We start from the raw sequence: 24,217 nt of genomic DNA on the forward strand, positions 1-24,217 counted from the left end.
CGCGATCCGCCAGTCCCTGCTTCGGCCCGCGATAGTGCTTCAACCGGATCGAACATGCGCCACCTTCTCTTTCTTGTCGTCCTGCTGCTGGCATGGCCGCTCAATGATGCCCGCGCCCAGCAGGATGACCTGCGCCGCGTGCTCGAACAGGGCAGCGAGCTGCGTCATCAGCAGCAGGACCAGCAACGCCTGCGCCAGGCCGAGCACGAGCGACCGACCATCACCCTCGACGGCCAGCAGTACCGCGTGGAGCGCACTGTCGACGACCTCGGCCAGGCGCTCTATCTCTCGCTGCAGCATCAGCAATGGCAGGCCGTGGCCGCCTTCCTGGCCGAGTACATCCAACTGCCCGGCCATGATCCGCTGCTGCGCCACTACGCGCAGGGCGCGCTGGCGCGGGTGGCTGGACAGCACGGCAAGGCCGCCGCCGAATACGAGGCCGTGCTCGCCGCGCAGCCGGACTTCCTGCCGGCGCGGCTGGAACTGGCACGTGTCTACGCCGAAGACCAGCGCGACCGCGATGCCATCGCCCTGTTCGAGGCGATCGCAGCCGGTATCGATGGCGACGATCCGGCAACAGCGGGCGTGCGTACGCGGGTGGACGGCTACCTGCAGGCCCTGCAGGCGCGCCAGCGCTGGAAGGGTGGGATCGCCGCTGGCCCGGCCTGGAGCGACAACATCAACCGCAGTTCGGCCAGCCGTACCTGCCTGTTCGGTGACGGCACCACCTGTTTCATCGAACGCCGGTTGCCCGATGCACAGGCAGCATTCGGCCTGGACTACGACGCCAGCCTGGAACGGCGCCTGCCGTTGGCCGGCCACCATGGGCTGTACCTGCGCGGGCTGGCGTTCGGCCAGGCGTGGCGCGGGCACAGCGACTACAACGAGCTCAATGCCAGCGTGCAGGCCGGTTACAGCTGGCGCAGCGCACGGCATACCGTGCTGCTGGCGCCCAGCTACGATTACCAGGGGTTGGGCAACCATGCGCTGCAGGGCGGTGCCGGCGTGCATGGCGAATGGCAGTTCGCCGCCGATGCGCGCAGCCTGCTGAAGCTGGAAGCCGACTGGAAACGCCAGCGCTATCGACAGCCGGGGTTGGCCAGCAACTACGACGGTGAACTGGCGGCGATCTATGCCACCTGGTTCCGTGCGCTCAACCCACGCTGGACGGTATTTGCCGGGGTCGACCTGAGTGACAGCAGCGCCGCTGATCCCGCCAATGGCTACCGGCAACGCGGCCTGCGCTTGGGCGCAGCTCGCCAGTGGAGCGGCACCACGGCTACCGTGTTCGTGTCGCTGCGTGAGCGTGACTACGATGCGTGGAGCCCGTTGCTGGAAGCGCGTCGGCAGGACTGCGAGCAGAACCTGATCGCCATCGTGCGCAGCGAGCGCCTGGCCGTGGCCGGGCTGGTGCCCAGCCTGAGCCTGCGTTACGCGCGCATCGACAGCAACGTGGACTGGCTGTACAGCCATGACCGCAGCCTGCTGAGCCTGAAATGGGAACGGGCGTTCTGAGCCGTCGGCCGGGTCCGGAGGGTGGGAGGGTCCATTTATCCCCAATTTGGCCAAATTGGGTATAGTGGCCTCATATCCTTCCGCTGGAGCCGTGCCATGATCCTCCCGCTCGACCTGCCCGGCCTCGACAAGGCCCCGGCATCCTCGGTCAAGACCCGTGGCTGGCCCAGCCTGATGCGTACCGTGCGCGAGAAGCAGGCGCTGGTCATCACCAACCACAACCACCCCGAAGCGGTGATCGTGGACATCAAGACCTACCAGGAGCTGCTGGCCAGGGCCAGCGGCAGCGATACCGAAGAGCGCAGCGACGTGCTTTCGCGCCTGCGTACCGAGTTCGACCAGGCGCTGGCCGGGCTGCAGCAGGGTGAGGGGCTGGGCAAGGTGATGGGCAAGCCGATCCGCCGCGGCCACAAGGTCGCGCTCGGCCGTCCGCTCTGACTCATGGGGCGGATCCTGGCGTTGGCCGGCGTCAACGGCGCCGGCAAGAGTTCGCTGCTCGGTACTTGGCTGGAGGCCGACGGCCTGGGCTGGTACAACCCGGACAGCTTCACCCGACGGCTGGTGGAGGCGGGCTGGCCGTTGGCCGAAGCCAACGCTGAAGCGTGGCAGGAAGGCGCACGACGGCTGCGCCAGGCGATCGCCGACGGCAGCGATTTTGCCTTTGAAACCACCTTGGGGGGCACCACCATTCCGCGTCTGTTGCGTGAGGCCTGCAGCCAGCACGACGTGGCGATCTGGTTCTGCGGGTTGGCCACCGTCGAACTGCATGTAGCCCGCGTGGCCGCCCGCGTTGCTGGCGGCGGCCACGACATTCCGCAGGACAAGATCCGCGCTCGCTTCGATTCCGCACGCGAGAACCTGTTGGCATTGATGCCGCACCTGGCCGAACTGCACGTGTATGACAACAGCGCACCAGCCGATCGCTACGGACGTGTTGCCCCCTTGCCGGTGTTGGCGCTGGATCGCCAAGGCCTGCAGTATCCGGTGTCGGTGGTGGAGCTGCTGCACACCCCGGACTGGGCCAAGCCCATCGTCATGCGCGCGATGGAACTGCATGCCGACAGCACGCCGCTTGCCGGTCCGCCTGTGCGATGATCCGACTCCGCAGATTCAGTGATCGAGGAACAGGGATGTACGAGCGGAAGCACTGGCAGGCCATCGGCCTGCGCGCGCTGGTGGCGGCCATGGCATTGACGGTGGCGGCACCGCTGCTTGCCCAGGATGCAACGCCGGCCGACGCCAAGGATGAAGCGAAGAGCGAGCCGAAGAACGAGCCGATGAGCTACGACAAGGCGCGTCGTACCGCCGAGGCCTCCCTGCGTCTGCACCCCGGCACCGACAGCCAGTACGATTACCGTCCGCTGTGGGCCGGCAATGCCGACCTCGATGGCGATGGCCGCCCGGAAATCGTTTATCTCTACACCGCGACCCAGACCGGCAGCGCGATGCAGCTCAACGAACTGGTGGTGATGACCCCGCTGGCCGAAGGCGATGCGCGGGGCCAGACCGCATCACCGGGCAAATCCGCCTATGACGACGAAACCTACGCGTTGATCCGCGCGTCCGGCTACGCCGATGATGCCAGTGCGCACATTCCCGGCGAGATGGAAACGATCACGATGGACGGTGATCGTATCCGTGTCACCTTCAACAGCACCCGCAATTCGAAGCTGTGCGTGCGTGGCAAGGTGGCCTGCCCGCCGGAAGGGCAGCATGCGTGGGTGTACCGCTGGACCCCAGGCAAGCTGACCCGCGCCGAGTAATCGCATTACCGGCTGCACCATTCACCAAGGAGAACACCATGCACGGACCTGCATTTTCCCGTTCCATCCTGCTGCCTTCCGCATTCGCACTTTGCACGCTGGTCGGTTGTGCCCCGGTGTTTGCGGCATCGAAGGCATCGCCACCGAGCCTGGTACAGGCGTTCAACGCAGCCGAGGCCTCGCTGCGCCTGATCCCTGGCGATGACATCGAGAGTGATTTCCGCCCGGTGTGGACGGCCGTTGCCGATCTGGACGGTGATGGTCGTGCGGAGGTCATCTATCTCTATACGTCGACCTATACCGGTGGCTCGTTCGCACAGAGCAATGTGGTGGCCGTGATGACTGCACTGGCAGCAGATGATCCTCGGGGCAAGGAAAACCCCAAGAGCCTGTCGCCTGTGGAGGCAGAGGACTTCGCCGCCATCCGCGCGTCAGGTTATGGCGATGATGCGGGCGAGCAGATTCCGGGTGCCGTGCATTCCATCAAGATCGAAGGTGACCGCATCATCGTCGCGTTCAAGGTCGTTGCCGGTGCGAGCACCTGCGATGTCGTGGGCTACAAGCATGTCTGCCCACCGGATGGCGACTATGTCTGGACCCTGCGCTGGACGCCGGGCAAGCTGACCCGCGCCGAGTAATCGCGTTACCGGCAGCGCCGGGCAATGCCCGGCGCTGCCTCAGCCACTCAGGCCGGGGTCACCTGTTCCGGTTCGGCTACGTCCGGCAAGGGCGGCAGGGTGCGATCCACTGTTACCGGGGCATCGCTCTTCAACAGCGCCGCCGCCTCCTTGTTGCAGCCCACGGCTGGCGGCGAACCGCGCAGCGGCAGGCCGGCGGTTTCCTTCACGAAGATCATCGTGATCAGGCCGATCACCGCCGCGCCCATCAGGTAGTAGGCCGGCACCAGCGGATCGCCGGTGCGCTCCACCAGCCAGGCGGTCACCAGCGGCGTGGTGCCACCGAACAGCGACACCGACACGTTGAACGCAATGGACAGCGCGCTGTAGCGCACCGGCGTATAGAACAGTGCCGGCAGCGTGGAGGGCATCGAACTGGTGAAGCACACCAGCGCCAGGCCCAGCAGCATCAGGCCAAGGAAGATCAGCCAGTCGTTGCCGCTGCCCACCAGCAGCAGGCTCGGCACCGCCAGCACCAGCAGCGCGATGCAGGCGCCAATGATCATCGGGCGCCGGCCCAGCTTGTCGCTGAAAAGGCCACCGACGATGTTCAACGGCATCATCACCAGCATCACGATGATGATCAGCAGCAGGCCCTTGCTCTCCGCATACCCCATGGTCACGCTCAGGTAGCTGGGCATGTAGGTCAGCAGCATGTAGTCGGTCACGTTGAACACCAGCACCAGGCCCATGCAGACGATCAGCTGGCGCCCGTGCACACGGAACAGATCGAGCAGGCCGGGGCGCTCATGGTCGCGCTTCTCGGCTTCTTCGGCGAAGGCGCGGAACGCTGGCGTTTCCTCCAGCCGCATGCGCATATACAGGCCCAGCAGGCCGAGTGGGCCGGCCACCAGGAACGGAATGCGCCAGCCCCAGTCCAGCATCTGCTCGCTGCTCAGCAGCATGTGCAGGGCGGTGACCGTACCGGCGCCGGCGATGTAGCCGCCCAGTGTGCCGAACTCCAGCCAGCTGCCCATCAGGCCGCGGTTGCGGTCGGTGGAGTACTCGGCAATGAAGGTTGCCGCGCCGCCATACTCGCCACCGGTGGAAAAGCCCTGCACCACGCGCGCGAGCAGCAGCAGCACCGGCGCCCAGATGCCGATGCGTTCGTAAGAGGGAATCAGGCCGATGGCGAAGGTGCCCAGGGCCATCATGATCATGGTGAAGGCCAGTACCTTCTGGCGCCCGTACCGGTCGCCCAGGGGCCCGAAGACCATGCCGCCCAGCGGGCGTACCAGGAAGGCCACGGTGAACGTGGCGAACGCAGCGATCACCTGCGCGGTGGGGTTGCTGGAGGGGAAGAACACCTGGCCGATGGTGACGGCGAGATAGCCATAGACACCGAAGTCGAACCATTCCATCGCATTGCCCAGTGCAGCGGCGCCCACGGCGCGCTTGAGCATGGGTTTGTCGACAACGGTGATCTCGTCGACCTTCAGATGGCGGCGGCGTTTGAACCAGCCGAAATGGGCGTGGGCATCGGAGTTGTCCTGCATGGGGACTCCCTTGGAAGAATGGAAATGGAGTGGAATGGGCGGTACGGATGTCCCGAAAGTCGGAAACGGCGATGCTGGCGCAGCAGGCGCAGGGGCATCGAATGGAAGGCCCGGAACGGGGCGAATGGTGTGTGCGATCAAACGCCGCGCACGCGACAAGCATTGCCCGCTGCCAGAACGCGGGACAATCGGATGGGTCCGATTACATGTCAGACCGCGTCAGTGCACGTGGGGTGGTGGCAGGCGCAGAGAACAGGCGGGGCAGGGCCCGCAGGCGTCATCCGCCGGGATCCAGCGCGAGGCGATGGAAAGGCGAGGGGGAAGCAATGATGGAAAGCGAAGCGCCGGTCGGCAGTGCTTCCCGCATGCCAGCAACAGGTGCTGACGCGCAGTGGGTCGTGTCGATCATGTGTTCATGATAACGGTTACAGTGTGAGCGTGCCGAGAATCGCGCCAGCACGAACGCAGCGTTCCATGTTGCCTGTTCATGCAGATGACCCACGCACATCGAATGAACATGTTGTGCTCACCTCGCTCACGCCATGCCTTCTACGGTGGTTGCGAACCAACGCAAGGAGTAACGCATGACCCGTCGCATTCCCGAAGGCACCCTGGTTATCGTCGCCGATGGTGGCTCGGCCCGCGTGTTCACCAACGTCGGCAGCGAGCAGAAGCTCACCTTGAAGCAGGAAGGCGAGCTGCGCCTGCAGGACATCAGCGAGCAGGGTGTATCCGGACAGGGGCCGTCCGGCGCGGTGCCCAAGGACATGTCGATCTCGCAGCTCAACGAAGCGACCTTCGCCAAGCAGGTGGCCGAGCAGCTCAACGAAGATGCACTCAACAACCGCTACGCGCATCTGGTGCTGATCGCCGATCCCACCACGCTTGGCCGCATCCGTCCGTTGCTGCATAAAGAGACGCAGGCGCGGTTGCTGGTCGATATCGCCAAGGATCTGACCAACGCGCCGCTGGAAGACATCCAGCGCACGCTGCAGGCGTAACCGGCATGCCCTTCATGCGTGATCATGTAGCCGCCGAGCCGGCCCGCGCGGAGGTGGATGCGCAGGCCGGTTGGCTGCTGCTGGAATTCGGCGCGCCGTGGTGCGGCCATTGCCAGGCCGCGCAACCGGCACTGCAGGCCTTCGTGGATGCGCATGATCTGCCGCACTGGAAGATCGAAGATGGCAAGGGCAAGCCGCTGGGCCGCTCGTTCCAGGTGAAGCTGTGGCCGACGGTGATCCTGTTGCGTGACGGCAAGGAAGTGGCGCGCGTGGTGCGGCCGGTGGATGCGGCAGATCTCGCCACACTGCAGAGCGCGCTGCCGGATTGACCGGCTCCTGTAGAGCCGAGCCCATGCCCGGCTTGCTCCGTCACCAACCGTAGTGCTCGATCACACCAGAGTCGAGCATGGGCTCGGCTCTACACGCTTCAATGCAGCGTCACCCGCACATGCTGCTCGCGCAGTTCATGCAGCAACCGCCGGCCATGCTGGCTCAGCGCCATCATCGCAACCATGATCTTCTGTAGGTTGTAGCCCGGGCGAAGATGCGCCTGTGGGTCTACCGGTTCGTTCTCACCGATCATCATTGCCATGCCCTCGGCGGTGTTCAGGGCGTGCTCGATGCGGAAGAACAGGGATTCCATTTCCGGGGTCAGGATGGGCGGTTCATGCGACATGCGATGGCTCCTTGAGGTACGTGGCCACCGGAGGGTGGCGGGCGATGCGGGTTGGAACTTCGGCTGAGCTACGAGAAAAGCCGGAGGGCCATGCGGCCGCCGCGCACCGCCCGCCGTAGTCATGGCAAGCAGCTCTCGTAGCTCATTCCGGGGTTCCAATCCCGGCAGCGGTGTTCGTGCTGCGCGGACATCCTGCACACGCCAGCCAGCGCAGTTCCAATAGATTTTTCATACGGAAATTTCTCCAACTGAAGCGCGAGCATCTGCATGTCGCGAGCAGCCCAGCAGACGACCTGATAGCGGCATGATGTGGCGCGATGCGCTCGTTCCGCGGTGACGAGCGCGCTCGCCGGCGCAACCCGAAAAGCAAAAAGGCAGCCCGGCACGCAAACCCGGGCTGCCCTCACAAGGCCAGAAACGCCTTACCAGCTGTAGCTCACACCCACCTGCGCACTGGTCTGGTGGAAACCGCTGGCCTTCTGCAGCGACAGCCCACCCCACGCACCCACACCGTTGCCGAACGTCAGCGACGCACCGGCACTGAATTCACCACGGCTGCGCGGGATGCGCGCATCCACCACCTCATCGTCCATGCGGATCTGCGACTCGGCACGGGTGTGCAGCCAGTGGGCCGCGATGTACGGCTGCACTTCGGTCGTTCCATTACCCCAGCGCGTCACGCCGGACAGGCGCAGGCCAGCACGACCGAACAGGCCATCGGCATCCTCGCTGGTTACCACCGTGCCGTTGGCTTCGGTGTGGCGGTTGCTGTCCCAGCGGTTGTAACCCAGCTGCAGCTGCGGCTCCAGATAGATGCCGCCGTTGCTGGCGCCACCCACACGGAAGGCGTAGCCGGTTTCCACCGCACCCTGCCATGCACGGCTGTCATAGCGCTCGTCGGCCAGGCCGATACCTTGCACCCGGTTGCGGAACTGGGCGCGCTGCACCGAGCCATCCACGTAGAAACCTGCATACGGGTCGGCGCCATTGCCGCCGCGCCAGGTGCCGTACAGGCCCAGCGCTTCGCCCTTCACCTTGCCGCGGGCGTAGTAGCCGGTCAGCGCATTGGTGGAGGTGCTGGTGGCGTTGCCGCTGGACAGCATCACGCCCACGCTGCTGCCCGAATCGTGGCGCCACACATCGGCACCGACGGTCAGTGCCTGGCTGTTGCCGCGGATGTCGAGCTGGCGGCTGACCGCATCGAAACCGTTGCGTGAGCCGTCCACGCGCGCCCACGCACGGCCACCGTTCTGGCCGGCCTGGCGATCGTGGTAGCCCAGGCGGAACATCGTCTGCGCGGCCTGCAGGTTGGCCAGGTAGGCGCCGGGCTCGGGGCGCAGCACTGGGTCCGGATCTGGACCCGGCAGCACCGGGTTGCATTCCGGCAGGCTCGGGTCGACCTCGCACGGTTCCGGCTGGGTCGGCAGCTGCGAACGCAGATACCAGTTGCCATCGGTGCCGGTGCCCTTGAACAGGAAGTAGTCGTACTGGCCGCCCACGGCACGGCCGGCCAGGGTGAACTGGCCATTGGAGGCACCGCCCACCTGGATCAGCTCGATACCCTTATCGGTCTGCGCACCGGCACCGCCGACGTTGTTGACGCGCACGTTGGCGCTGCCGCTGGTGTCGCCACCGATGATCAGCTTGTCGGAGGCAGCGGTGTCGCCAGCCAGCACGGTGTTGAACAGGATCGTGCCGTCATTGCCGTTGAAGTTGCCGGCGACGTTGAGGGTATTGAAGGTTGTGCCATTGCCCAGCGACACCGTGCCACTGCCGAGATCGAGCCGGCCAACGGTGGAATTGCCGGTCATGTTCCAGGTGGCGGCGTCCAGCGCAACGCTGGTGACGTTGGTCATGGCGCCGGTGATGCTGGCGGTGTTGGACAGGGCTACGTGCATCTGCGACGCCGCATCGGCGCGCAGGTCGCCTTGCAGATTGGAGGCCTGCACATTGAAGTCCAGGGTGCCGCCGTCGATGACTTCGGCGATCACGCCGTTGCCGCCAGACACCGTACTGCCGTTGGTCACGTTGATCGTGGTGTTGCCGAGATTCTGGCCAATACCAACGAGGATCCCAGATCCATTGCGACCGATGACAGCTGAATTGTCGAGGGTGATTGCGTTGTCAGCGATCTCGCTTTCAGGCCTGCTCCATTCATCCCTGACAACGATTCCGTTCTCGTCGCCAGCGATGGATGAGCCGTCGGTGACGCGAATCGTAGAGTTGGAGGAGATAAGGATTCCGGCAGACGTTGTTGGATGGAGCCAGCTGGATCCAGCAGCGTCAACGCTCGTGTTGGAAAGCTGAAGCTCGCCGCCCCAGATTGAAACGCCCGCACCTCGCCCGCTGATGGTTGAATCCGTGACGATCACATTGGATGGCGTGGAGGGTATCGTTCCATCGACAAGGGGGCCGTTGGACAATGTGAGGCCGACAGACAGGTCATTGCTCAGGCGGGAAGAGGAGATCCTGGCGGTTGCTGAGGTGACATAAACCGCCTGGAAATCGTCGCTGCTGTTTACAGTGGCGCCTTCCATGATCAGGTGGGCGCCGGGCCCCACGCCTGCGCGGGACGCCACACTGCCGGCGGTGAAAGCAAGCGTCGCGCCGTTACCGCGAGCCGTCCAATCTTCAATTGGATCGCCTGCGTTGACGGTGGCACTTTCTCCAGGGTTGAGGTTCCTGGCTTGAACGGCGGGGGCAATGGCAAGACCAGCCGCAATGGCCAGCGCAAGCGAACAACGAACAGCGATCTTCATGGGGACTCCTGGTAGATGGAAATTCCGGAAAGGGACCGCATTCATGTCGCCGACGTGAATCAAGCGCGCAGATGCGGTGAAGGCGTTGTGATTTTTTGAGGCCTTCGGGCATGGCTGTGACAGAGTGCGAAAGCGGTCACATCACGACTCGCAGTGGCGTCTTTGCTCAGCTCTGGTCGGAATTGGCATGGGGCACAGTCTGTTGATCGGGCAGGGTTCGATCCATGCAATTTGTTGCAATCGTTCCGTTCGATAGCCCTGGTGAATAAGACCATTCAGCCGCAGCGCAGCATGCGGTGTGGCAGGGCCGGTGCTAGGATCTGACCATCACCTGAATCGATCCAAATGCCGATGCCCACGCTGGACCGTCGTCTCCTGATCGCTGTCGCCGCTACGGCGATGTTCGCCTCCGGCCTGGCCGTGGCTGCCCCGGCCAAGACCGCCGCCGACAAGGCCTATGCCTCGGTCGATCCGTTCATCGGTACCGGCGGTGAGGGGCACACGTACCCCGGCGCAACGGTGCCGTTCGGCATGGTCCAGCTCAGCCCGGATACGCGCATCCAGCCGCGAGAGAAGGCCTATGGCTGGGCGGCGGGCTATCGCTATGACGACAGCAGCATCGTCGGCTTCTCGCACACGCATTTTTCCGGCACCGGCCATTCCGACCTGGGCGACATCCTGCTGATGCCGTTCACCGGCAACCCGGGCCTGGAGCGCGGCGACCCCGAGAAGCCCAGGAGTGGTTACGCCTCGCGCTTCCGCCACGACGACGAGAAGGCCGAGCCGGGCTACTACGCGGTCACCCTGGACGACTACAAGGTGCGCGCCGAGCTGACCACCAGCGCGCACGTGGGCGTCCATCGCTATGCGTTCCCCAAGGGCACCGAGGCCAAGGTGCTGCTGGACATGCGCACCAGCATGTATGACTACCCGGGCAAGATCCTGTGGTCACGGGTACGCGTGCGCGACGATGGCACCGTCACCGGCTTCCGCGAGACCCGCGGCTGGGCCGCCGGCCGCCAGCTGTACTTCGCGATGCGCTTCTCGCGGCCCCTGGCCAGCCACGAACTGCACAACACCGAACAGAACATCGTCTACAAGGGCTTTGCGCCCCCGGGCGAGAAGGACCCGAAGCAGCGCGCGCAGATCGAGGGGCGGCAGCTGGTGGGCACCTTCGACTTCGGCAAGCTGGAGGCGCCGCTGGTGGTGAAGGTGGCGATCTCGCCGGTCAGCGAGGCCGGCGCCATCGCCAACCTGGATGCCGAAGTGGCCGACTTCGATTTCGACCGCGTGCGCGTGCAGGCAAAGCAGGAGTGGACGCAGGCGTTGTCGGTGCTGGATATCGACGCGCCGGAGCACGCGCGTCGCAGCGCCTACACCGCGCTGTACCACACGCTGCTGGGGCCAACGCTGTTCATGGATGCCGACGGCCAATACCGCGGCTCTGACAATGCGGTGCATCAGGCCAAGGGCTACACCAACTATTCGACGTTCTCGCTGTGGGATACCTATCGGGCGCTGCACCCGTTGCTGACCCTGGTGCAGCCGGAAAAGCGCAACAGCGATTTCGTCAATTCCATGCTGGCCCATCACGAGCACAGCCCTTACGGCATGTTGCCGGTGTGGTCGTTCCATGGCCTGGAAGACTGGTGCATGATCGGCTACCACGCGGTGCCGGTGATCGCCGATGCCTACGTGAAGGGTATCCGTGGTTTCGACGCGGACAAGGCGCTTAAGGCGATGGTGGAGACCGCCAACTACGGTCCTTACGATGGCATCGCGCAGTATCGTGAGCTGGGCTACGTGCCGATCGACGAAGAAGGCGAAGCGGCCAGCAAGACGCTGGAGTACGCCTTCGATGACTGGACCATCGCGCGCATGGCACAGGCGATGGGCAAGGCCGATGTGGCGGCAACCTTCGACAAGCGTGCCGGCAACTGGCGCAATGCCTTCGACAAGGACACCGGCTTCATGCGTGCGCGCAAGCGCGATGGCAGCTTCCGTACGCCGTTCGACCCCAGCGCCAGTGGCTACGGCACCGACTACACCGAAGGCAATGCCTGGCAGTACTCATGGTACGTGCCGCAGGATGTGGCAGGCCTTGCCGCCGCGCATGGTGGCAGTGACAAACTGCTGGCACGCCTGGATGAAGTGTTCAACGCCAAGGTCGATCCGGCCATCTTCGAACACATGGAAGACATCACCGGCCTGATCGGCTGGTATGCGCATGGCAACGAACCCAGCCATCACGTGGCCTACCTGTACTCGTATGCCGGCCAGCCGTGGCGCACGCAGGCACGCCTGAAGCAGATCATGGACACCCAGTACGCCGACCGCCCCGATGGTTTGGCCGGCAACGATGACGTGGGCCAGATGTCGGCGTGGTATGTGTTCACCGCGCTGGGCTTCTACCCGGTGGCGCCGGGCTCGGGCGAGTACATCCTCGGCCGGCCGTTCCTGCCGAAGACCGCAATGCGGTTGCCGAACGGAAAGACGTTCACCATCGTGGCCGAAGGCCTGGACGACAAGCACACCTATGTCGGCAGCGTGACCCTCAACGGCAAGCCGTTGCAGCGCACCTTCCTGCGCCACGATGAGATCCTGGCTGGTGGCGAGCTGCATTTCACCATGCAGGCCGAACCGAACAAGAACTGGCCGGGGCAGGGCGCGCAGGCACCGTATTCGATGAGCCCGTGACGCAGCGCCCACCAGGGTGGGCGACTACCGATGTGGCGTGATTTGGTAGATGCCAACCTTGGTTGGCATGCGATCTACACCATCCCACCATTGGCGCGCAGCACCTGGCCGTTGATCCAGCCACCATCGGCACCGGCCAGGAACGCCACCGCACCGGCGATGTCTTCCGGCGTACCCAGCCGCTCCAAAGGATTCATCTTCGCCAGCCGATCAATCAGCTCGGGCGACTTCCCGTCCAGGAACAGATCGGTGGCGGTCGGCCCGGGTGCCACCGCGTTCACGGTGATGCCACGCCCACGCAGCTCCTTGCTGAGGATCGCCCCCATCGTCTCCACGGCGGCCTTGCTGGCGGCATACACGCTGTAGTTTTCCAGCTTGATGCCCACCACGCTGGTGCTCAGGGTGACGATGCGGCCACCATCGCGCACGCGCCGCGAGGCCTCGCGCAGCACGTTGAATGCGCCCTTGAGGTTGATGCCGATCACGCGGTCGAACAATGCATCATCGCTGTCGGCCAGTGCGGCCAACTGCAGTACGCCGGCACTGTTGACCACCACGTCGATGCCACCGAAGCGCGCCTCGATCGCATCGAACAGCGCATGCGCGGCTTGCGGGTCGGCCACATCGGCCTGCAGGGCCATGGCGTGGCCGCCATGGGCGGTCAGTTCGGCCGCCAGTGCCTCGGCCTCATCGCGGCGGCCGGCATAGTTGATCACCACGGCGTGGCCGTCGGCGGCCAGGCGGCGCGAGATGGCAGCGCCGATGCCACGGGAGCCGCCGGTGACCAGGGCGACAGAGCGGGAAGCGGGGGAGGTCATGGCACATTCCAGGAAGTCACGCCGGGATGGCGCAGGGCCATTTTCGTCTCTCCGCCGTCGCGGATAATCACGGATAATCCGGAAACATCATCCGGCCAGCCGAACAATGGATCGATTCACCGCCCTGCGTGCCTTCGTCCGGATCGTCGAGCGCCGCAGCTTCAGCCGTGCCGCCGAAGACCTGGGGCTGCCGCGGGCCACGGTGACCGACGCGATCAAGGCATTGGAGCTGCGCCTGGGCGTGCGCCTGCTGCACCGGACCACGCGCGTGGTGGTGCCGACGCTGGAAGGCGAAGCCTTCTATGGCCGCTGCCTGCGCCTGATCGCGGACATGGACGATGCCGAAGCCGCGTTCCGTGACGTGCCACCCCGTGGGCCACTGCGGATCGAAGTGCACGGTACGCTGGGGCGTCACCTGCTGTTCCCGCACCTGCCGGATTTCCTGCAGCGTTACCCGGACATCGAACTGGAGGTCAGCGAGGGCGATCGCTATGTCGACCTGCTGCGCGAGGGCGTGGATGCGGCCATCCGCGTTGGCACCCTGGCCGACAGCGATCTGGCCGCGCGGCGCCTGGCGTTGCTGCGCGAGGTCACGGTGGCGTCGCCTGCCTACGTGCAGGCGCACGGGCAGCCGAAAAGCATCGCGTCGCTGGCAGCGGGACACCAGATGGTCGGCTACCGTTCCAGCGCCACCGGCCAGCTGATTCCGCTGGAGTTCCAGCAGGGCGGCCAGGTGCGCCATATGCCGTTGCCGGCACGCGTGCGGGTGTCCGGTGCCGACGCCTTCCTCGGTGCCGCGCTGGCCGGGTTGGGCATCATCCAGGCGCCGCGTTACCGGATGGACCCGTACATCGCGCGCGGGCAGCTGCTGGAGCTGCTGCCCGAGATGCCGCCCACGCCGAGCCCGGTCAGCCTGGTCTATCCGCGCAACCGCACGCCATCGCCACGGCTGCGGGTGTTCATCGACTGGGTGGCGGGTGTGTTCGAGGCGGAGCGCGCGCACGGCGGCCCATCCACGCATGGCGTGGATCTACTGGCGTAACCGTTCGCGTTGGCGCCGCGTGGTGGCCCATCCACGCATGGCGTGGATTTACCGGCGTGGCCACGCTGACGGGGAGACGCCGACAACGCGGCGGAAGGCGGCGCTGAACTTGCTGGGATTGGCGTAGCCACAGGCCATGGCCACCTCGGTCACGCTGAGGCCGCCCTGCAGTGCCTGCTGCGCCCACTGCATGCGGCGCTGGGTCAGGTAGGTATACGGCGGCATGCCAGTGGCGGCGCGCAGCGCGCGGCTGAAGGTGGTTGGTTCCATGCCGAGTACGCCGGCCAGTGCTGCGACATCCAGCGGCTGCGAACGGTGTTCATCGATGAAGCCCTGCAGCTGGCGCAGCTGCCGCGATGACAGCGGTGCGGCCATCGGCGGCCGGGCGTGTGGTTGGCCGGCAAGCTGGGCCAATCGCCGCACCACCACTTCTGCGCCGTACTGCAGGAAGCCGGGCACGCTGGCGTCAACCTGCGCGCTGGACCATAGCGCCTGCAGCACGGAGGCGATGACCGGGTCGCGATGCAGCCGCAGGGAAAGGGAGGGGACGTCCGGGAAGCCGCCAGGCGCATCGCGCCACTGCGCGGTATCGATGGCCATTCCCAGCAGCTCCACCGCAGGGCTGGCGTAGTGTCCATGATCGCCGGGCAGTACCACGTTGAACTGGCCCGGATGCCACTGTGCCTGCAATACCCCGGCAGTCGTGCGTTGGTACAGGTTGCCGCCGCCGGCCAGCAGCAGGCCCAGCCGCAGTTGGTGCGGGTGCCCCATGGGGCCTTCGCTGGCCTGGAAACCATGGCGCAGCAGAACGACCGAGCCATCCTCGCTGGTCACGGTTCCCTCCATGGGCTGGGCGGCTTCCCGGTGCAACTGGTCGGCGAGGGCGGGCATGGCGGGTCCAGGAATGGAGCAGCGCTGACTGCAATGGAGTGGCGGCGAGCGTCGAATGTTACAGGATAACAGTTTGCGCCAGCCGGCCCGCCAGGCGCGTTTCCGTTCCTCATGAGGTTGCCCTTGAAAGCCCCCGTGTCCTCCGTTGCCCTCGTCGCAGCGTCGTTGCTCGTTCCTGTTCTTCCCGCCCACGCCCAGTCCGCCGATGCCACCACCCTCGATGGCGTGGTGGTCACCGGCTCCAAGCGCGACACGCCCTACCTGAAGAGTGACCTGTCGGTGACCGTGCTTGACCGGCAGGCGCTGAAAGAAGCCGGTGTCACCGAGTTCCGTGACCTGGACAAACTGGCCCCCAACGTGAAGTTCAACGTGATGGGCCAGCTGAGCAACATGTTCATTTCCATCCGCGGCATCGAATCCAATCCTTTCCTGGTCAACCGCGCGTCGGTCTACATCGATGGCATTCCGTTCCGCGAGCTGAGCAACGCGGTACTCAACCAGGTGGAATCGGTCGAGGTGCTGCGGGGGCCGCAGGGCACCCTGTACGGCGCCAACAGCGAATCGGGGCTGGTGCTGGTGCGCACGCGCGGCCCGGCCGATACCCGCGAGGGTGAGGTGAACGTACGCAGCACCTGGTTCGGCAACGGTAACGGTACGGCCGTGGATGGCTTCCTGGCAGGCCCGCTGAGCAAGGACGGCACGCTGTCGGGCTCGGTGGCGTTCATGGGGTCCGATGAGGATGCCCACCTGAAGAACCTGACCCCGTACGGCGCGCGCGGCGAAGTGAAAGAGGGCTATCTGCAGGGCAAGCTGCGCTGGCGGCCCAGCGATTACGTGACCGTCAACGCCTTGGCCTATCACCTGCGCACGCGCGCACCAGGCATGTTCGAGTACGAGTACCTGCCGCTGGATACCGGCCTGTACAACCGCACCTATGGCGACCGCCTCAATGGTGGCCGCCATGCAGGTGATTTCACCTACATCAACGATGCGCCCAAGCGCACCGAAAAGGACGAGACCGTTGCCGGCCTCAGCGCGCAGTGGCAACTGCAGTCCGGCACCCTGGATGTCGCCGCCTCGTACCGCAGCGAGGAAACCACCTCGGCTGGCTATGACTTCGACATGACCGCCAGCTCCGCGCTGGCCGGCTACATCTACGACAAGAAGGATGCATGGAATGCCGAGGCGCGCTTCAGCTCGCCCAGCGACCAGGCGCTGACCTGGATGGCCGGTGTATCGACCTATCGCATCGACAAGGATTCGATCCAGGGCACCTTCGTCGGCCCGGCGCTGCGCGGGCTGGACAGTTACAACCTGGGGCCGCGGCAGACCTCCAAGGGTGAGGACTACAGTGTTTTCGCGACCGCCAGCTACACGCTGCCTGCATTGCCGAAGCTGACCGCCAGCCTCGGCATCCGCCACGAGCAGGCCCGCCGTTCCACCGAACAGCGCGCCGGATTCCTCGACCTGGGTGCGGGCGGCCTGGTGCGCTACCGCGACGCAGCCCTGGCGCATACGTTCTCAGCCACGTTGCCGCGCGTCTCGCTGCGCTATGACGCCAGCGATGATCTGTCGTTCTATGCGGCCTCGGCCAAGGGCTATATCCCCGGTGGCTTCAACCTGGCCGCCGCGCAGAGCGATGTGATCAACGACAAGGTGCTGCGCTACGAATCCGAACGCATGTGGAGCCATGAAGTAGGCTTCAAGATGAACCTGGCGGGCGGCCGTGGCCATATCGGCGGCGCCCTGTTCCATATCAGCTCGGACAACTGGCAGGAAATCCAGGTGGCCACCGATGCCAACGGCCGGCCGATCTCCTCCGACTACGTGGGCTCGGATGCCTCGATACGTTCGCGCGGTGCAGAGCTGGAAGGGGTGTTTGAAGTCGCGCCGGGGTTCACGGTGATGGCCAATGTCGGCTATGTCGATGCGACGTACACCAAGCTGTGGGTCAGCCCGCAGGAGAACCTGCACGGCAAGCGGGTCAAGCTGACGCCGCACTACACCGGCTACCTGGCCGCGCGGTATCAGTTCGATTCCGGCATCTATGCCCGGGTGGAATCGCAGTTCACCGGTTCCAGCGCGCTGGACGAGCGCAACCGCGCGTTCCAGCCGGCCGTGGCCGTACTGGGCGTGCAGCTGGGTTACGAGCGGGGCCCGTGGAGCACGCGCGTGTTCGTGCAGAACCTGACCGACAAGCGCCGCATCAACGGCCTGATCTTCGACAACCTGGCCTTCGGCCGCGATGGCAACTACTACGGGCCGGTGGACAGCCCGCGCATTGTCGGTGCCGAGGTCGGCTACCGGTTCTGAAGGGTCATCAGCCGGCGGACCGCAGGGCCCGCCGGTTGCGCAGATGTGCGACGGCCAGCATCACCCCTCCGCAGGCGGTGGCAGCGCCATGCCAGAGCAGCGATTCCTTCAATGGCAGGTACAGCGAGGCCGACAGCAGCAGGATCGCGCCTGCAAGGGCCACGCACAGCGGCAGTGCGCGCTGATGGCGGCGCTGCCCGGCGGCGGTGCTGAGCAGGGCGATCGTCGAGGCCAGCAGCGCGAACAGCCATTCCCAGCGCGACATCACCAGCAGCGCGGTCATCGCCGCGTGGCCAGGGTGCTGGAACGAGCGCAGCGCCATCATCGCCGCGGGCGTGAAGGCCAGCAGCAAGGGCAGGGCCACGCAGTGTGCGGCACAGGCCAGCGTCAGCCAGGCGCCTGCCAGATCGAAGCGGGGATGCCAGCGTGCCGAAGCTGGCGGCTGGGTGCGGGCCCTTGCGGGCGAGGTCGGGATATGGTCCATAATGTTACATAGTAACAATACGGAGCTCCCCCATGAAACGTTCTGCCGCCCTTCTACTGCTGCTTGCTGCTCATTCTGCGAACGCCCACGACGTGCGCCATCACGATGCGCATGTCCATGGCCAGGCCGATGTCGATCTGGCCGTGGACCAGGGAACGCTGGAACTGGCACTGCGTGCGCCGGGCATCGGCATCCTCGACTTCGAACGACCACCTGCCGACAGCCGCGAACAGGCCGCATTGGCGCGGGCGCGATCGATCCTGCAGAGCGGCAGCTGGGTCACGTTGCCGAGCGCTGCGCAGTGCCGGTTGGACCATGCCGAGGCGACTGCGGAGGGCTTTGCGCCAGTAGCAGTGGCAACGCAGCCTGGCCAGCACACGCACGCCGGATTCACCGCAGCACTGCGCTACCACTGCGCCAACCCGGCGGCATTGCGTGGGCTGGCATTACCGCTGCCGACGCTGTTTCCAGGTCTGCATGAGGTGATCGTCAATACCGCGACGTCGACCGGGCAAGGCCGCAGCGTGGTGACCGCCGACAGCCTGCGGGTGCCGCTGGCGCCATGAACGAAGCGACCATCATCGACCTGCAGGGCGTGCAGTTCGGCTACGCAGACCGAGCAGTGCTGGACATCGCACAGCTGCAGGTGAGTGCGGGCAGCAGCGTGCTGCTGCGCGGCACCAGCGGCTCGGGCAAGAGCACGCTGCTGGGCCTGCTGGCAGGCATCCTGCTGCCGGGCCGCGGCAGTATCCGTGTCGCCGGCCACGCAGTGAACACGCTCGGCGCCGCCGCGCGCGATCGTTTCCGCGCCGACCAGCTGGGCGTGATCTTCCAGCAGTTCAACCTGCTGCCGTTCCTGAGCGTACGCAACAACATCGCCCTTGGCGTGCGCTTCTCGCCGTTGCGCAATGCGCGCATCGACGGTGGGCTGGATGCCGAGATCGCGCGCCTGCTGCGCGCGCTGCAGCTGGACCCGGCACTGATGCCGCGTGCGGCGGGCACGCTCAGCGTTGGCCAGCAGCAGCGCGTTGCCGCTGCCCGTGCCTTGATCGGCCGCCCAGCGGTACTGCTGGCCGACGAACCGACTTCGGCGCTGGACCCCGACGCGGCCACGGCCTTCCTGCAGCTGATGTCCGCGCAGTGCCGCGCCGCCGGCACCACCGCACTGGTGGTCAGCCACGATGACCGCCTGCAGCCGTTGTTCGACCAGGTGCTGTCGCTGGGCGATCTGAACCGGGCAGGGGGCGCACATGTTTGAGTTGGCCTGGGCCAGCCTGCGCAGCCGCGCCCTGAGCGTGAGCCTGACCGTGCTGGTCATCACCCTGAGCGTCGTCCTGCTGCTGGGCGTGGAACGCATCCGCACGCAGGCCCACGAGGGCTTTGCAAGCACCGTCTCGGGCACGGACCTGATCGTCGGCGCACGCTCGGGGCCGGTGAACCTGCTGCTGTACTCGGTGTTCCATATCGGAGACCCGACCAACAACGTGTCCTGGCAGTCCTACCAGGAACTGTCGGCGCTGCCGCAGGTGAAATGGGCAGTGCCGCTGTCATTGGGCGATTCCTGGCGTGGCTATCGGGTGATCGGCACCACTGCCGGTTACTTCGAACACTACCGGCATGGCGCGGGGCATCCGCTGGCATTCGCACAGGGCAAGCCGTTCGACGACCTGTATGACGCGGTGGTCGGCGCTGAAGTCGCGCAGGCGGCGCATATCGGCGTGGGCGCTGACATCGTGCTGGCCCATGGCACCGGTGCGGTAACCCTGGCCACGCATGCCGACAAGCCGTTCCGTGTGGTCGGCATCCTGCAGCGGACCGGCACGCCGGTGGATTCTTCCGTGCTGGTGTCACTGCCGGCGATCGAGGCGATCCATGTCGACTGGCGCTCCGGCGTGCACCTTCGCAGCCAGCATGTCAGCGCCGAACAGGCGCGCCAGCTCGACCTGACCCCGACCAGCATCACCGCCTTCATGCTGGGCCTGAACTCGCGCATCGCCACGTTCGGCGTGCAGCGCAGCATCAACGAGTATCCAGACGAAGCGTTGCAGGCCATCCTGCCCGGCGTGACCCTGCAGCAGCTGTGGCAGTCGCTGGGGACGGCCGAGCGCGCGTTGCAGTTGATCAGTGCGATGGTGGTGCTGCTGGGCATGGTTTCGCTGATGGCGCTGCTGGTATCGACGCTGCAGGAGCGCCGCCGTGAGATGGCGGTGCTGCGCGCTACCGGTGCGCGTCCAGCCTATGTGGCCTGCCTGCTGGTCGTTGAAGCCGTGGCCACCGCTGCGATGGCCTGCGCGCTGGCGCTGGCCGTGCTGACCTGCGCCAGCGTGGTGGGGCGCAGCTGGGCGCTGGCCAATTTCGGTCTGTCGATTACCCACGTCTGGCCGGACGCGCGCGAACTGGCCTGGGTGGGGGGCGTGCTGCTGATCAGCGCGGTCGCAGGCCTGCTGCCTGCGCTGCTGGCCTACCGGCGCACCCTGGCCGATGGCCTGGCGCCTGCGTCATGAGCCCGGGCGTCCGCGGATTGCTGCTGGCTGCGGCAATGCTGCTGGTCGCCTGCACGCGGCCGACCGATACCGGTGTGCAGGCACTGCCTCCGTCGCCGGTGCAGAGCAATGCTGGCACCGAAAGCGAGCAGGAACTGGACTGGTTGCAGATGCTGCCGGGCGATGAACTGGCCGCACTGGAGCGCGGCGAGGGGCCGGAGGTGCAGCACAGCGGCAACCGGCGCATGGCCCAGTTCGGTACGTTCCGTACCGTGGACGCGGTACTGGATCGCGCGGTGCGGTTGCCGGGCTATGTCGTGCCTTTGGCCAATGCGGCGGATGGTCGACTGCTCGAATTCCTGTTCGTGCCGTACTACGGCGCGTGCATCCACGTGCCACCGCCGCCACCGAACCAGATCGTGCACGTGGTACTGCCGCGGCCGATCGCCATGCCCGACATGTACTCGCCGTTCTTCCTGGCCGGCGTGTTGCGCGCCGAGCGGGTGGACGATGATCTTGCAGGCTCGGCATACAGCATGGCCGACGCCGAATTGAGGCCTTATGAACCGTAGCGCGAAGGTGCTTGCCGTTCTGCTTCCCGGTGTACTGCTGACCAGCTGTGGCCGGCCCGCCGTGGAGGCTCCGCAGCCACAGGCCAGCAGCGCTGCCGCTTCGCCAGCGGCGCCGTCTGCAGTGATCGACCGCTGGGACGCGCTGATGCCCGGGGAGGACAGCTTCCAGCGTCCTCCGCCGCAGATCGGGCTGTCGCGTGGCAACGGCATGGATGGGATAGGCGGATTGATCGACGACACCGGGTCGGGCTCGCTGCCCGGGCAGGCCATCGATCATTCCAGCCCTGTGCGCGCGCAGCAGTTCGGCTCGTCGGCGGTGGTCGATGGCGTGGATGGACGGGCGCTGGACCTGGATGGCTATGTGGTGCCGCTGGCGATGAACGACGCCGGGCAGGTGGACGAACTGCTGTTCGTGCCGTTCTATGGCGCGTGCATCCACGTACCGCCACCACCGCCGAACCAGATCATCCATGTGACCCTGGCCACTCCGATCACGATGGGCGCGTTGTGGGACCCTTACCGGCTGTCAGGGCGCCTGCAGGTGAAGCACTTCGAGGCGGATATCGCCAGCGCGTCCTATGACGCAGCCGCGGCGACGCTTTCCGCGATCACCCGATGACCAGGCTCCGCGCACGCACCGTTGCGCTGCTGATGGTGGTGCTGCTGCTGGCAGGGACCGGCGTGGCGCTGCTATGGAACGCAACGCACGCGCCCTCGCCACCGGCAGTGGCATTTCCCGCACCGGCGGCGGAAGCGCAGGCACGCATCGAACATCACATGGCTGCAGACAAGGCCTTTCGTGATGACCTGCTGTTCCTGCTGGTGGCGACGCTGCGCGACCGTTGCGAACCGGCGCAGGCGGGAGTGCTGGCACGCATGGCCAACCGTGCGTCGCTGCCGGTGTTGGCGGCGGTGAGCACTGTGACCACGCAGGATGCGAGCCTGGATCGGCCGATCTACCAGTACATCCAGCACCGCGCCGATGCCACCGGCTGCGGCGCGGTGCTGCGCCTGCCGGCAGGCGATGGCGGCAGCATCGAGGTGGATATCGAACAGTACGCACGCACGTTCCCGGACAGCTACTTCGACCCGCAGCGCAGCAGTGCGCCGCGTGACTTCGGCGGGCGCCCGCTGCCAGAACGCGCCGGCAACGCCTGCAACAGCGTGGTCTATTCGGTGCTGCCGCTGGGAGGGGGGGATTGGCGCTGCAGCACGCTGCGCAGCAACGCCCGTGCGCGGGTGCGTGCGCTGTGCGAAGACGTGATGCAGCGGCAGCACGGCCATCTGCGTGGCGAACTGGATGCCGCAGTGGGACACGCCATGCAGGACCCGATAGTGCAGGCGGTCGCTGCATTGCCCGCGGAATGCAGGTGAGCCAGGGCCTGTCGGCAGCGGGTATTGCGCCTCCGGGAAGCTGAATGGCGTTCGTTGGGACAGCTATAACTATACAGGATGTCCTGTATAGTTATGGGCGTACTCCTTCCCCTCCAGGTTCCCATGGCTCTCTCCCAGCCCTTGGACGGTGCTCCGTCCCTGTCGCGCGCCCGACGCTGGTCGCTGCTGTTCACCGTCGCCGCCGGCCTGCTGCTGGTCACGTTGGACAACTCGGTGCTGTACACGGCGCTGCCGACCCTGACCGAGGAACTCTCGGCCAGCGCCGGGCAGGCGCTGTGGATCATCAACGCCTATCCGCTGGTGATGGCTGGCCTGCTGCTGGGCGCTGGCACCCTGGGTGACCGCATCGGCCACCGGCGGATGTTCCTGATCGGCCTGGTGGTGTTCGGCATCGCCTCGTTGGCGGCCGCGTTCTCTGCGACCGCCGCGCAGCTGATTGCAGCGCGTGCCTTCCTCGCCGTGGGTGCGGCGGCGATGATGCCGGCCACGTTGGCATTGATCGGGCTCAGCTTCCATGAAGAGCGCGAGCGCAACATCGCCATCGCGATCTGGGGTTCGGTGGCCATCGTCGGTGCGGCACTGGGGCCGATCATCGGTGGCTGGCTGTTGCAGCACTTCTGGTGGGGCTCGGTATTCCTGATCAACGTGCCGGTGGTGGTGGTCGCCTTCATCGCGACCCTGGTGCTGGCGCCGGAAGGGCAGCGCGACAGCACGCGGCCGTGGGACCTGCTGTCCTCGTTGCTGGCACTGGCCGCGCTGTCCGGGCTGGTGCTGGCGATCAAGTCGCTGATCGCTACGCCGCCCTCGTACGGTGTCGGCGCGGTCTCGCTGCTGCTGGCGGTCATCGCCGGCTTCGCCTTCAGCCGCCGTCAGCAGCAGTTGCCCTATCCGCTGCTGGATTTCGCCATCTTCCGTAACCCGGCGTTCCTTGCAGGCACGCTGTCGGCAGTGTTCACCCTGTTTGCGATGGCCGGGCTGCAGCTGCTCACCACCCAGCGTTTCCAGCTGGTGGCCGGCCTCAGCCCATTGCAGGCGGGCCTGCTGGTATCGGTGGCGGCGCTGGGCAGCCTGCCCAGCGCGTTGCTGGGCGGCAGCGTGCTGCATCGGGTCGGCCTGCGTCCGTTGATCTGTGGCGGCCTTGCGGCTGGCGCGGTAGGTGTCGGGGTGGTGGCGCTGGGCTTCCCGCACGGTCTGGGCTGGGTGGTGGCCGGCATGGCGATCACCGGCTTCGGCATGGGTGCTGCGATCTCGGTAGCGTCCACTGCCATCCTCAACAACGTACCGCCGCATCGTGCGGGCATGGCCTCGTCGGTGGAGGAGGTGTCCTACGAGTTCGGTGGCCTGCTGGCGGTCGCGCTGCTGGGCAGCCTGAGCGCTGCGATGTACGGCGCGTTCCTGCCGGAGTCGGCGGACATTCCGGCCGCCGCGCGCGAGGGGTTCACCCAGGCATTGCACGTGGCGCGTGAGGCGGGGCAGGGTGAGTGGTTCGCCCTGGCAACCGCGGCCTACGATCGCGGTTACCAGATCGTGCTGCTGGTGATCAGCGCGGTGCTGGCGGCCGGCGCGGTGATCATCGCGCGCCTGCTGCGTGGACGTGCCGGTGGCCGCGACGGCGCTGCCGATCGCGTAAAATAG

General features: G+C 66.1%; 23 protein-coding genes. 17 read left to right on the top strand and 6 right to left on the bottom strand.

The window, feature by feature from the left end; translation table 11 throughout:
- The first annotated feature begins 54 nt into the window (after positions 1–54).
- The 5 genes from AC27VL_RS00510 (at position 55) to AC27VL_RS00530 (ending at position 3,916) form a co-directional block, all read left to right on the top strand.
- Entirely contained in the window at positions 55–1,515 is a 1,461-nt protein-coding gene (locus AC27VL_RS00510; RefSeq protein ID WP_488765250.1) for a surface lipoprotein assembly modifier, read from the top strand.
- A 96-nt stretch (positions 1,516–1,611) separates the two neighbouring features.
- Positions 1,612–1,953 (top strand): type II toxin-antitoxin system prevent-host-death family antitoxin, encoded by a 342-nt coding sequence (locus AC27VL_RS00515; protein ID WP_488765251.1) that lies wholly within the window; start codon positions 1,612–1,614, stop codon positions 1,951–1,953.
- Between the two features lie 3 nt (positions 1,954–1,956).
- Positions 1,957–2,610 carry an ATPase gene (locus AC27VL_RS00520; RefSeq protein ID WP_191077970.1) on the top strand — a complete coding sequence of 218 codons (654 nt, stop codon included), beginning with the start codon at positions 1,957–1,959 and terminating at the stop codon, positions 2,608–2,610.
- A gap of 35 nt (positions 2,611–2,645) precedes the next feature.
- Positions 2,646–3,278, top strand: a complete 633-nt coding sequence (locus AC27VL_RS00525) for a hypothetical protein (protein ID WP_488765252.1) — start codon at positions 2,646–2,648, stop codon at positions 3,276–3,278.
- 38 nt (positions 3,279–3,316) lie between these two features.
- Complete coding sequence (locus tag AC27VL_RS00530; protein WP_100552647.1) at positions 3,317–3,916, top strand: hypothetical protein; 600 nt, start codon at positions 3,317–3,319, stop codon at positions 3,914–3,916.
- A gap of 47 nt (positions 3,917–3,963) precedes the next feature.
- On the opposite strand, the gene proP is transcribed toward AC27VL_RS00530, so the two are convergent.
- Entirely contained in the window at positions 3,964–5,451 is a 1,488-nt protein-coding gene (proP, locus tag AC27VL_RS00535) for a glycine betaine/L-proline transporter ProP (protein ID WP_100552646.1), read from the bottom strand.
- A gap of 584 nt (positions 5,452–6,035) precedes the next feature.
- Here proP and AC27VL_RS00540 point away from each other — a divergent pair.
- Positions 6,036–6,452: a baeRF12 domain-containing protein gene (locus AC27VL_RS00540; protein ID WP_089235798.1), complete on the top strand. Its 417-nt coding sequence runs from the start codon at positions 6,036–6,038 to the stop codon at positions 6,450–6,452.
- Positions 6,453–6,457: 5 nt separating this feature from the next.
- A complete protein-coding gene (locus AC27VL_RS00545; protein WP_100552645.1) occupies positions 6,458–6,781 on the top strand; it encodes a thioredoxin family protein in 324 nt (107 codons plus the stop codon).
- A 98-nt stretch (positions 6,782–6,879) separates the two neighbouring features.
- Here the strand turns inward: AC27VL_RS00545 and AC27VL_RS00550 are convergent, their stop codons facing one another.
- Positions 6,880–7,128: a hypothetical protein gene (locus tag AC27VL_RS00550; RefSeq protein WP_100552644.1), complete on the bottom strand. Its 249-nt coding sequence runs from the start codon at positions 7,126–7,128 to the stop codon at positions 6,880–6,882.
- 422 nt (positions 7,129–7,550) lie between these two features.
- Entirely contained in the window at positions 7,551–9,155 is a 1,605-nt protein-coding gene (locus AC27VL_RS00555; protein WP_488765255.1) for an autotransporter family protein, read from the bottom strand.
- 1,077 nt (positions 9,156–10,232) lie between these two features.
- Here AC27VL_RS00555 and AC27VL_RS00560 point away from each other — a divergent pair.
- Positions 10,233–12,584: a GH92 family glycosyl hydrolase gene (locus AC27VL_RS00560; protein WP_488765256.1), complete on the top strand. Its 2,352-nt coding sequence runs from the start codon at positions 10,233–10,235 to the stop codon at positions 12,582–12,584.
- Positions 12,585–12,658: 74 nt separating this feature from the next.
- On the opposite strand, the gene AC27VL_RS00565 is transcribed toward AC27VL_RS00560, so the two are convergent.
- The gene (locus AC27VL_RS00565) at positions 12,659–13,402 is read right to left on the bottom strand and encodes an SDR family oxidoreductase (RefSeq protein ID WP_488765257.1); all 744 of its coding nucleotides are present in this window, start codon (positions 13,400–13,402) and stop codon (positions 12,659–12,661) included.
- A gap of 106 nt (positions 13,403–13,508) precedes the next feature.
- Between AC27VL_RS00565 and AC27VL_RS00570 the strand changes: the two genes are divergently transcribed.
- Positions 13,509–14,444, top strand: a complete 936-nt coding sequence (locus tag AC27VL_RS00570; RefSeq protein WP_488765258.1) for a LysR family transcriptional regulator — start codon at positions 13,509–13,511, stop codon at positions 14,442–14,444.
- A 48-nt stretch (positions 14,445–14,492) separates the two neighbouring features.
- On the opposite strand, the gene AC27VL_RS00575 is transcribed toward AC27VL_RS00570, so the two are convergent.
- Positions 14,493–15,335: a helix-turn-helix transcriptional regulator gene (locus AC27VL_RS00575; RefSeq protein ID WP_488765259.1), complete on the bottom strand. Its 843-nt coding sequence runs from the start codon at positions 15,333–15,335 to the stop codon at positions 14,493–14,495.
- 135 nt (positions 15,336–15,470) lie between these two features.
- On the opposite strand from AC27VL_RS00575, the gene AC27VL_RS00580 reads away from it, so the two are divergent.
- The gene (locus AC27VL_RS00580; protein ID WP_488765261.1) at positions 15,471–17,648 is read left to right on the top strand and encodes a TonB-dependent receptor; all 2,178 of its coding nucleotides are present in this window, start codon (positions 15,471–15,473) and stop codon (positions 17,646–17,648) included.
- 7 nt (positions 17,649–17,655) lie between these two features.
- Here AC27VL_RS00580 and AC27VL_RS00585 read toward each other — a convergent pair whose 3' ends face one another.
- Entirely contained in the window at positions 17,656–18,132 is a 477-nt protein-coding gene (locus AC27VL_RS00585) for a MerC domain-containing protein (RefSeq protein ID WP_488765263.1), read from the bottom strand.
- Between the two features lie 32 nt (positions 18,133–18,164).
- Here AC27VL_RS00585 and AC27VL_RS00590 point away from each other — a divergent pair, with 32 nt between their 5' ends.
- From AC27VL_RS00590 to AC27VL_RS00620, 7 genes are all read left to right on the top strand, one after another.
- Positions 18,165–18,698: a ZrgA family zinc uptake protein gene (locus AC27VL_RS00590; RefSeq protein ID WP_100552636.1), complete on the top strand. Its 534-nt coding sequence runs from the start codon at positions 18,165–18,167 to the stop codon at positions 18,696–18,698.
- On the top strand, positions 18,695–19,390 hold the full coding sequence (locus AC27VL_RS00595) for an ATP-binding cassette domain-containing protein (protein WP_488765264.1): 696 nt from the start codon (positions 18,695–18,697) through the stop codon (positions 19,388–19,390). Before AC27VL_RS00590 ends, AC27VL_RS00595 begins: the two co-directional genes overlap by 4 nt.
- Complete coding sequence (locus AC27VL_RS00600; protein ID WP_488765266.1) at positions 19,383–20,636, top strand: ABC transporter permease; 1,254 nt, start codon at positions 19,383–19,385, stop codon at positions 20,634–20,636. Before AC27VL_RS00595 ends, AC27VL_RS00600 begins: the two co-directional genes overlap by 8 nt.
- Positions 20,633–21,187, top strand: coding sequence for a DUF3299 domain-containing protein (locus AC27VL_RS00605; RefSeq protein WP_100552633.1), 555 nt, complete (start codon positions 20,633–20,635; stop codon positions 21,185–21,187). The genes AC27VL_RS00600 and AC27VL_RS00605 overlap by 4 nt, the downstream gene beginning before the upstream one ends.
- Positions 21,177–21,806, top strand: coding sequence for a DUF3299 domain-containing protein (locus tag AC27VL_RS00610; protein ID WP_488765267.1), 630 nt, complete (start codon positions 21,177–21,179; stop codon positions 21,804–21,806). The genes AC27VL_RS00605 and AC27VL_RS00610 overlap by 11 nt, the downstream gene beginning before the upstream one ends.
- 32 nt (positions 21,807–21,838) lie before the next feature.
- Positions 21,839–22,561 carry a hypothetical protein gene (locus AC27VL_RS00615; protein ID WP_488765396.1) on the top strand — a complete coding sequence of 241 codons (723 nt, stop codon included), beginning with the start codon at positions 21,839–21,841 and terminating at the stop codon, positions 22,559–22,561.
- Positions 22,562–22,684: 123 nt separating this feature from the next.
- Positions 22,685–24,217, top strand: coding sequence for an MFS transporter (locus tag AC27VL_RS00620; protein ID WP_488765268.1), 1,533 nt, complete (start codon positions 22,685–22,687; stop codon positions 24,215–24,217).

It is taken from the genome of Stenotrophomonas sp. 14P6.2.3 (genome assembly GCF_057799055.1).

What these genes read in the sequence shown, in the direction of transcription:
- AC27VL_RS00540 (WP_089235798.1), top strand. Translation starts at nt 6,036, where the DNA reads ATGACCCGTCGCATTCCCGAAGGCACCCTGGTTATCGTCGCCGATGGT.
- AC27VL_RS00510 (WP_488765250.1), top strand. Translation starts at nt 55, where the DNA reads ATGCGCCACCTTCTCTTTCTTGTCGTCCTGCTGCTGGCATGGCCGCTC.
- AC27VL_RS00605 (WP_100552633.1), top strand. Translation starts at nt 20,633, where the DNA reads ATGAGCCCGGGCGTCCGCGGATTGCTGCTGGCTGCGGCAATGCTGCTG.
- AC27VL_RS00620 (WP_488765268.1), top strand. Translation starts at nt 22,685, where the DNA reads ATGGCTCTCTCCCAGCCCTTGGACGGTGCTCCGTCCCTGTCGCGCGCC.
- AC27VL_RS00610 (WP_488765267.1), top strand. Translation starts at nt 21,177, where the DNA reads ATGAACCGTAGCGCGAAGGTGCTTGCCGTTCTGCTTCCCGGTGTACTG.
- AC27VL_RS00545 (WP_100552645.1), top strand. Translation starts at nt 6,458, where the DNA reads ATGCCCTTCATGCGTGATCATGTAGCCGCCGAGCCGGCCCGCGCGGAG.
- AC27VL_RS00595 (WP_488765264.1), top strand. Translation starts at nt 18,695, where the DNA reads ATGAACGAAGCGACCATCATCGACCTGCAGGGCGTGCAGTTCGGCTAC.
- AC27VL_RS00585 (WP_488765263.1), bottom strand. Translation starts at nt 18,132, where the DNA reads ATGGACCATATCCCGACCTCGCCCGCAAGGGCCCGCACCCAGCCGCCA.
- proP (WP_100552646.1), bottom strand. Translation starts at nt 5,451, where the DNA reads ATGCAGGACAACTCCGATGCCCACGCCCATTTCGGCTGGTTCAAACGC.
- AC27VL_RS00525 (WP_488765252.1), top strand. Translation starts at nt 2,646, where the DNA reads ATGTACGAGCGGAAGCACTGGCAGGCCATCGGCCTGCGCGCGCTGGTG.
- AC27VL_RS00600 (WP_488765266.1), top strand. Translation starts at nt 19,383, where the DNA reads ATGTTTGAGTTGGCCTGGGCCAGCCTGCGCAGCCGCGCCCTGAGCGTG.
- AC27VL_RS00520 (WP_191077970.1), top strand. Translation starts at nt 1,957, where the DNA reads ATGGGGCGGATCCTGGCGTTGGCCGGCGTCAACGGCGCCGGCAAGAGT.
- AC27VL_RS00575 (WP_488765259.1), bottom strand. Translation starts at nt 15,335, where the DNA reads ATGCCCGCCCTCGCCGACCAGTTGCACCGGGAAGCCGCCCAGCCCATG.
- AC27VL_RS00565 (WP_488765257.1), bottom strand. Translation starts at nt 13,402, where the DNA reads ATGACCTCCCCCGCTTCCCGCTCTGTCGCCCTGGTCACCGGCGGCTCC.
- AC27VL_RS00570 (WP_488765258.1), top strand. Translation starts at nt 13,509, where the DNA reads ATGGATCGATTCACCGCCCTGCGTGCCTTCGTCCGGATCGTCGAGCGC.
- AC27VL_RS00590 (WP_100552636.1), top strand. Translation starts at nt 18,165, where the DNA reads ATGAAACGTTCTGCCGCCCTTCTACTGCTGCTTGCTGCTCATTCTGCG.
- AC27VL_RS00560 (WP_488765256.1), top strand. Translation starts at nt 10,233, where the DNA reads ATGCCGATGCCCACGCTGGACCGTCGTCTCCTGATCGCTGTCGCCGCT.
- AC27VL_RS00615 (WP_488765396.1), top strand. Translation starts at nt 21,839, where the DNA reads ATGGTGGTGCTGCTGCTGGCAGGGACCGGCGTGGCGCTGCTATGGAAC.
- AC27VL_RS00515 (WP_488765251.1), top strand. Translation starts at nt 1,612, where the DNA reads ATGATCCTCCCGCTCGACCTGCCCGGCCTCGACAAGGCCCCGGCATCC.
- AC27VL_RS00550 (WP_100552644.1), bottom strand. Translation starts at nt 7,128, where the DNA reads ATGTCGCATGAACCGCCCATCCTGACCCCGGAAATGGAATCCCTGTTC.
- AC27VL_RS00530 (WP_100552647.1), top strand. Translation starts at nt 3,317, where the DNA reads ATGCACGGACCTGCATTTTCCCGTTCCATCCTGCTGCCTTCCGCATTC.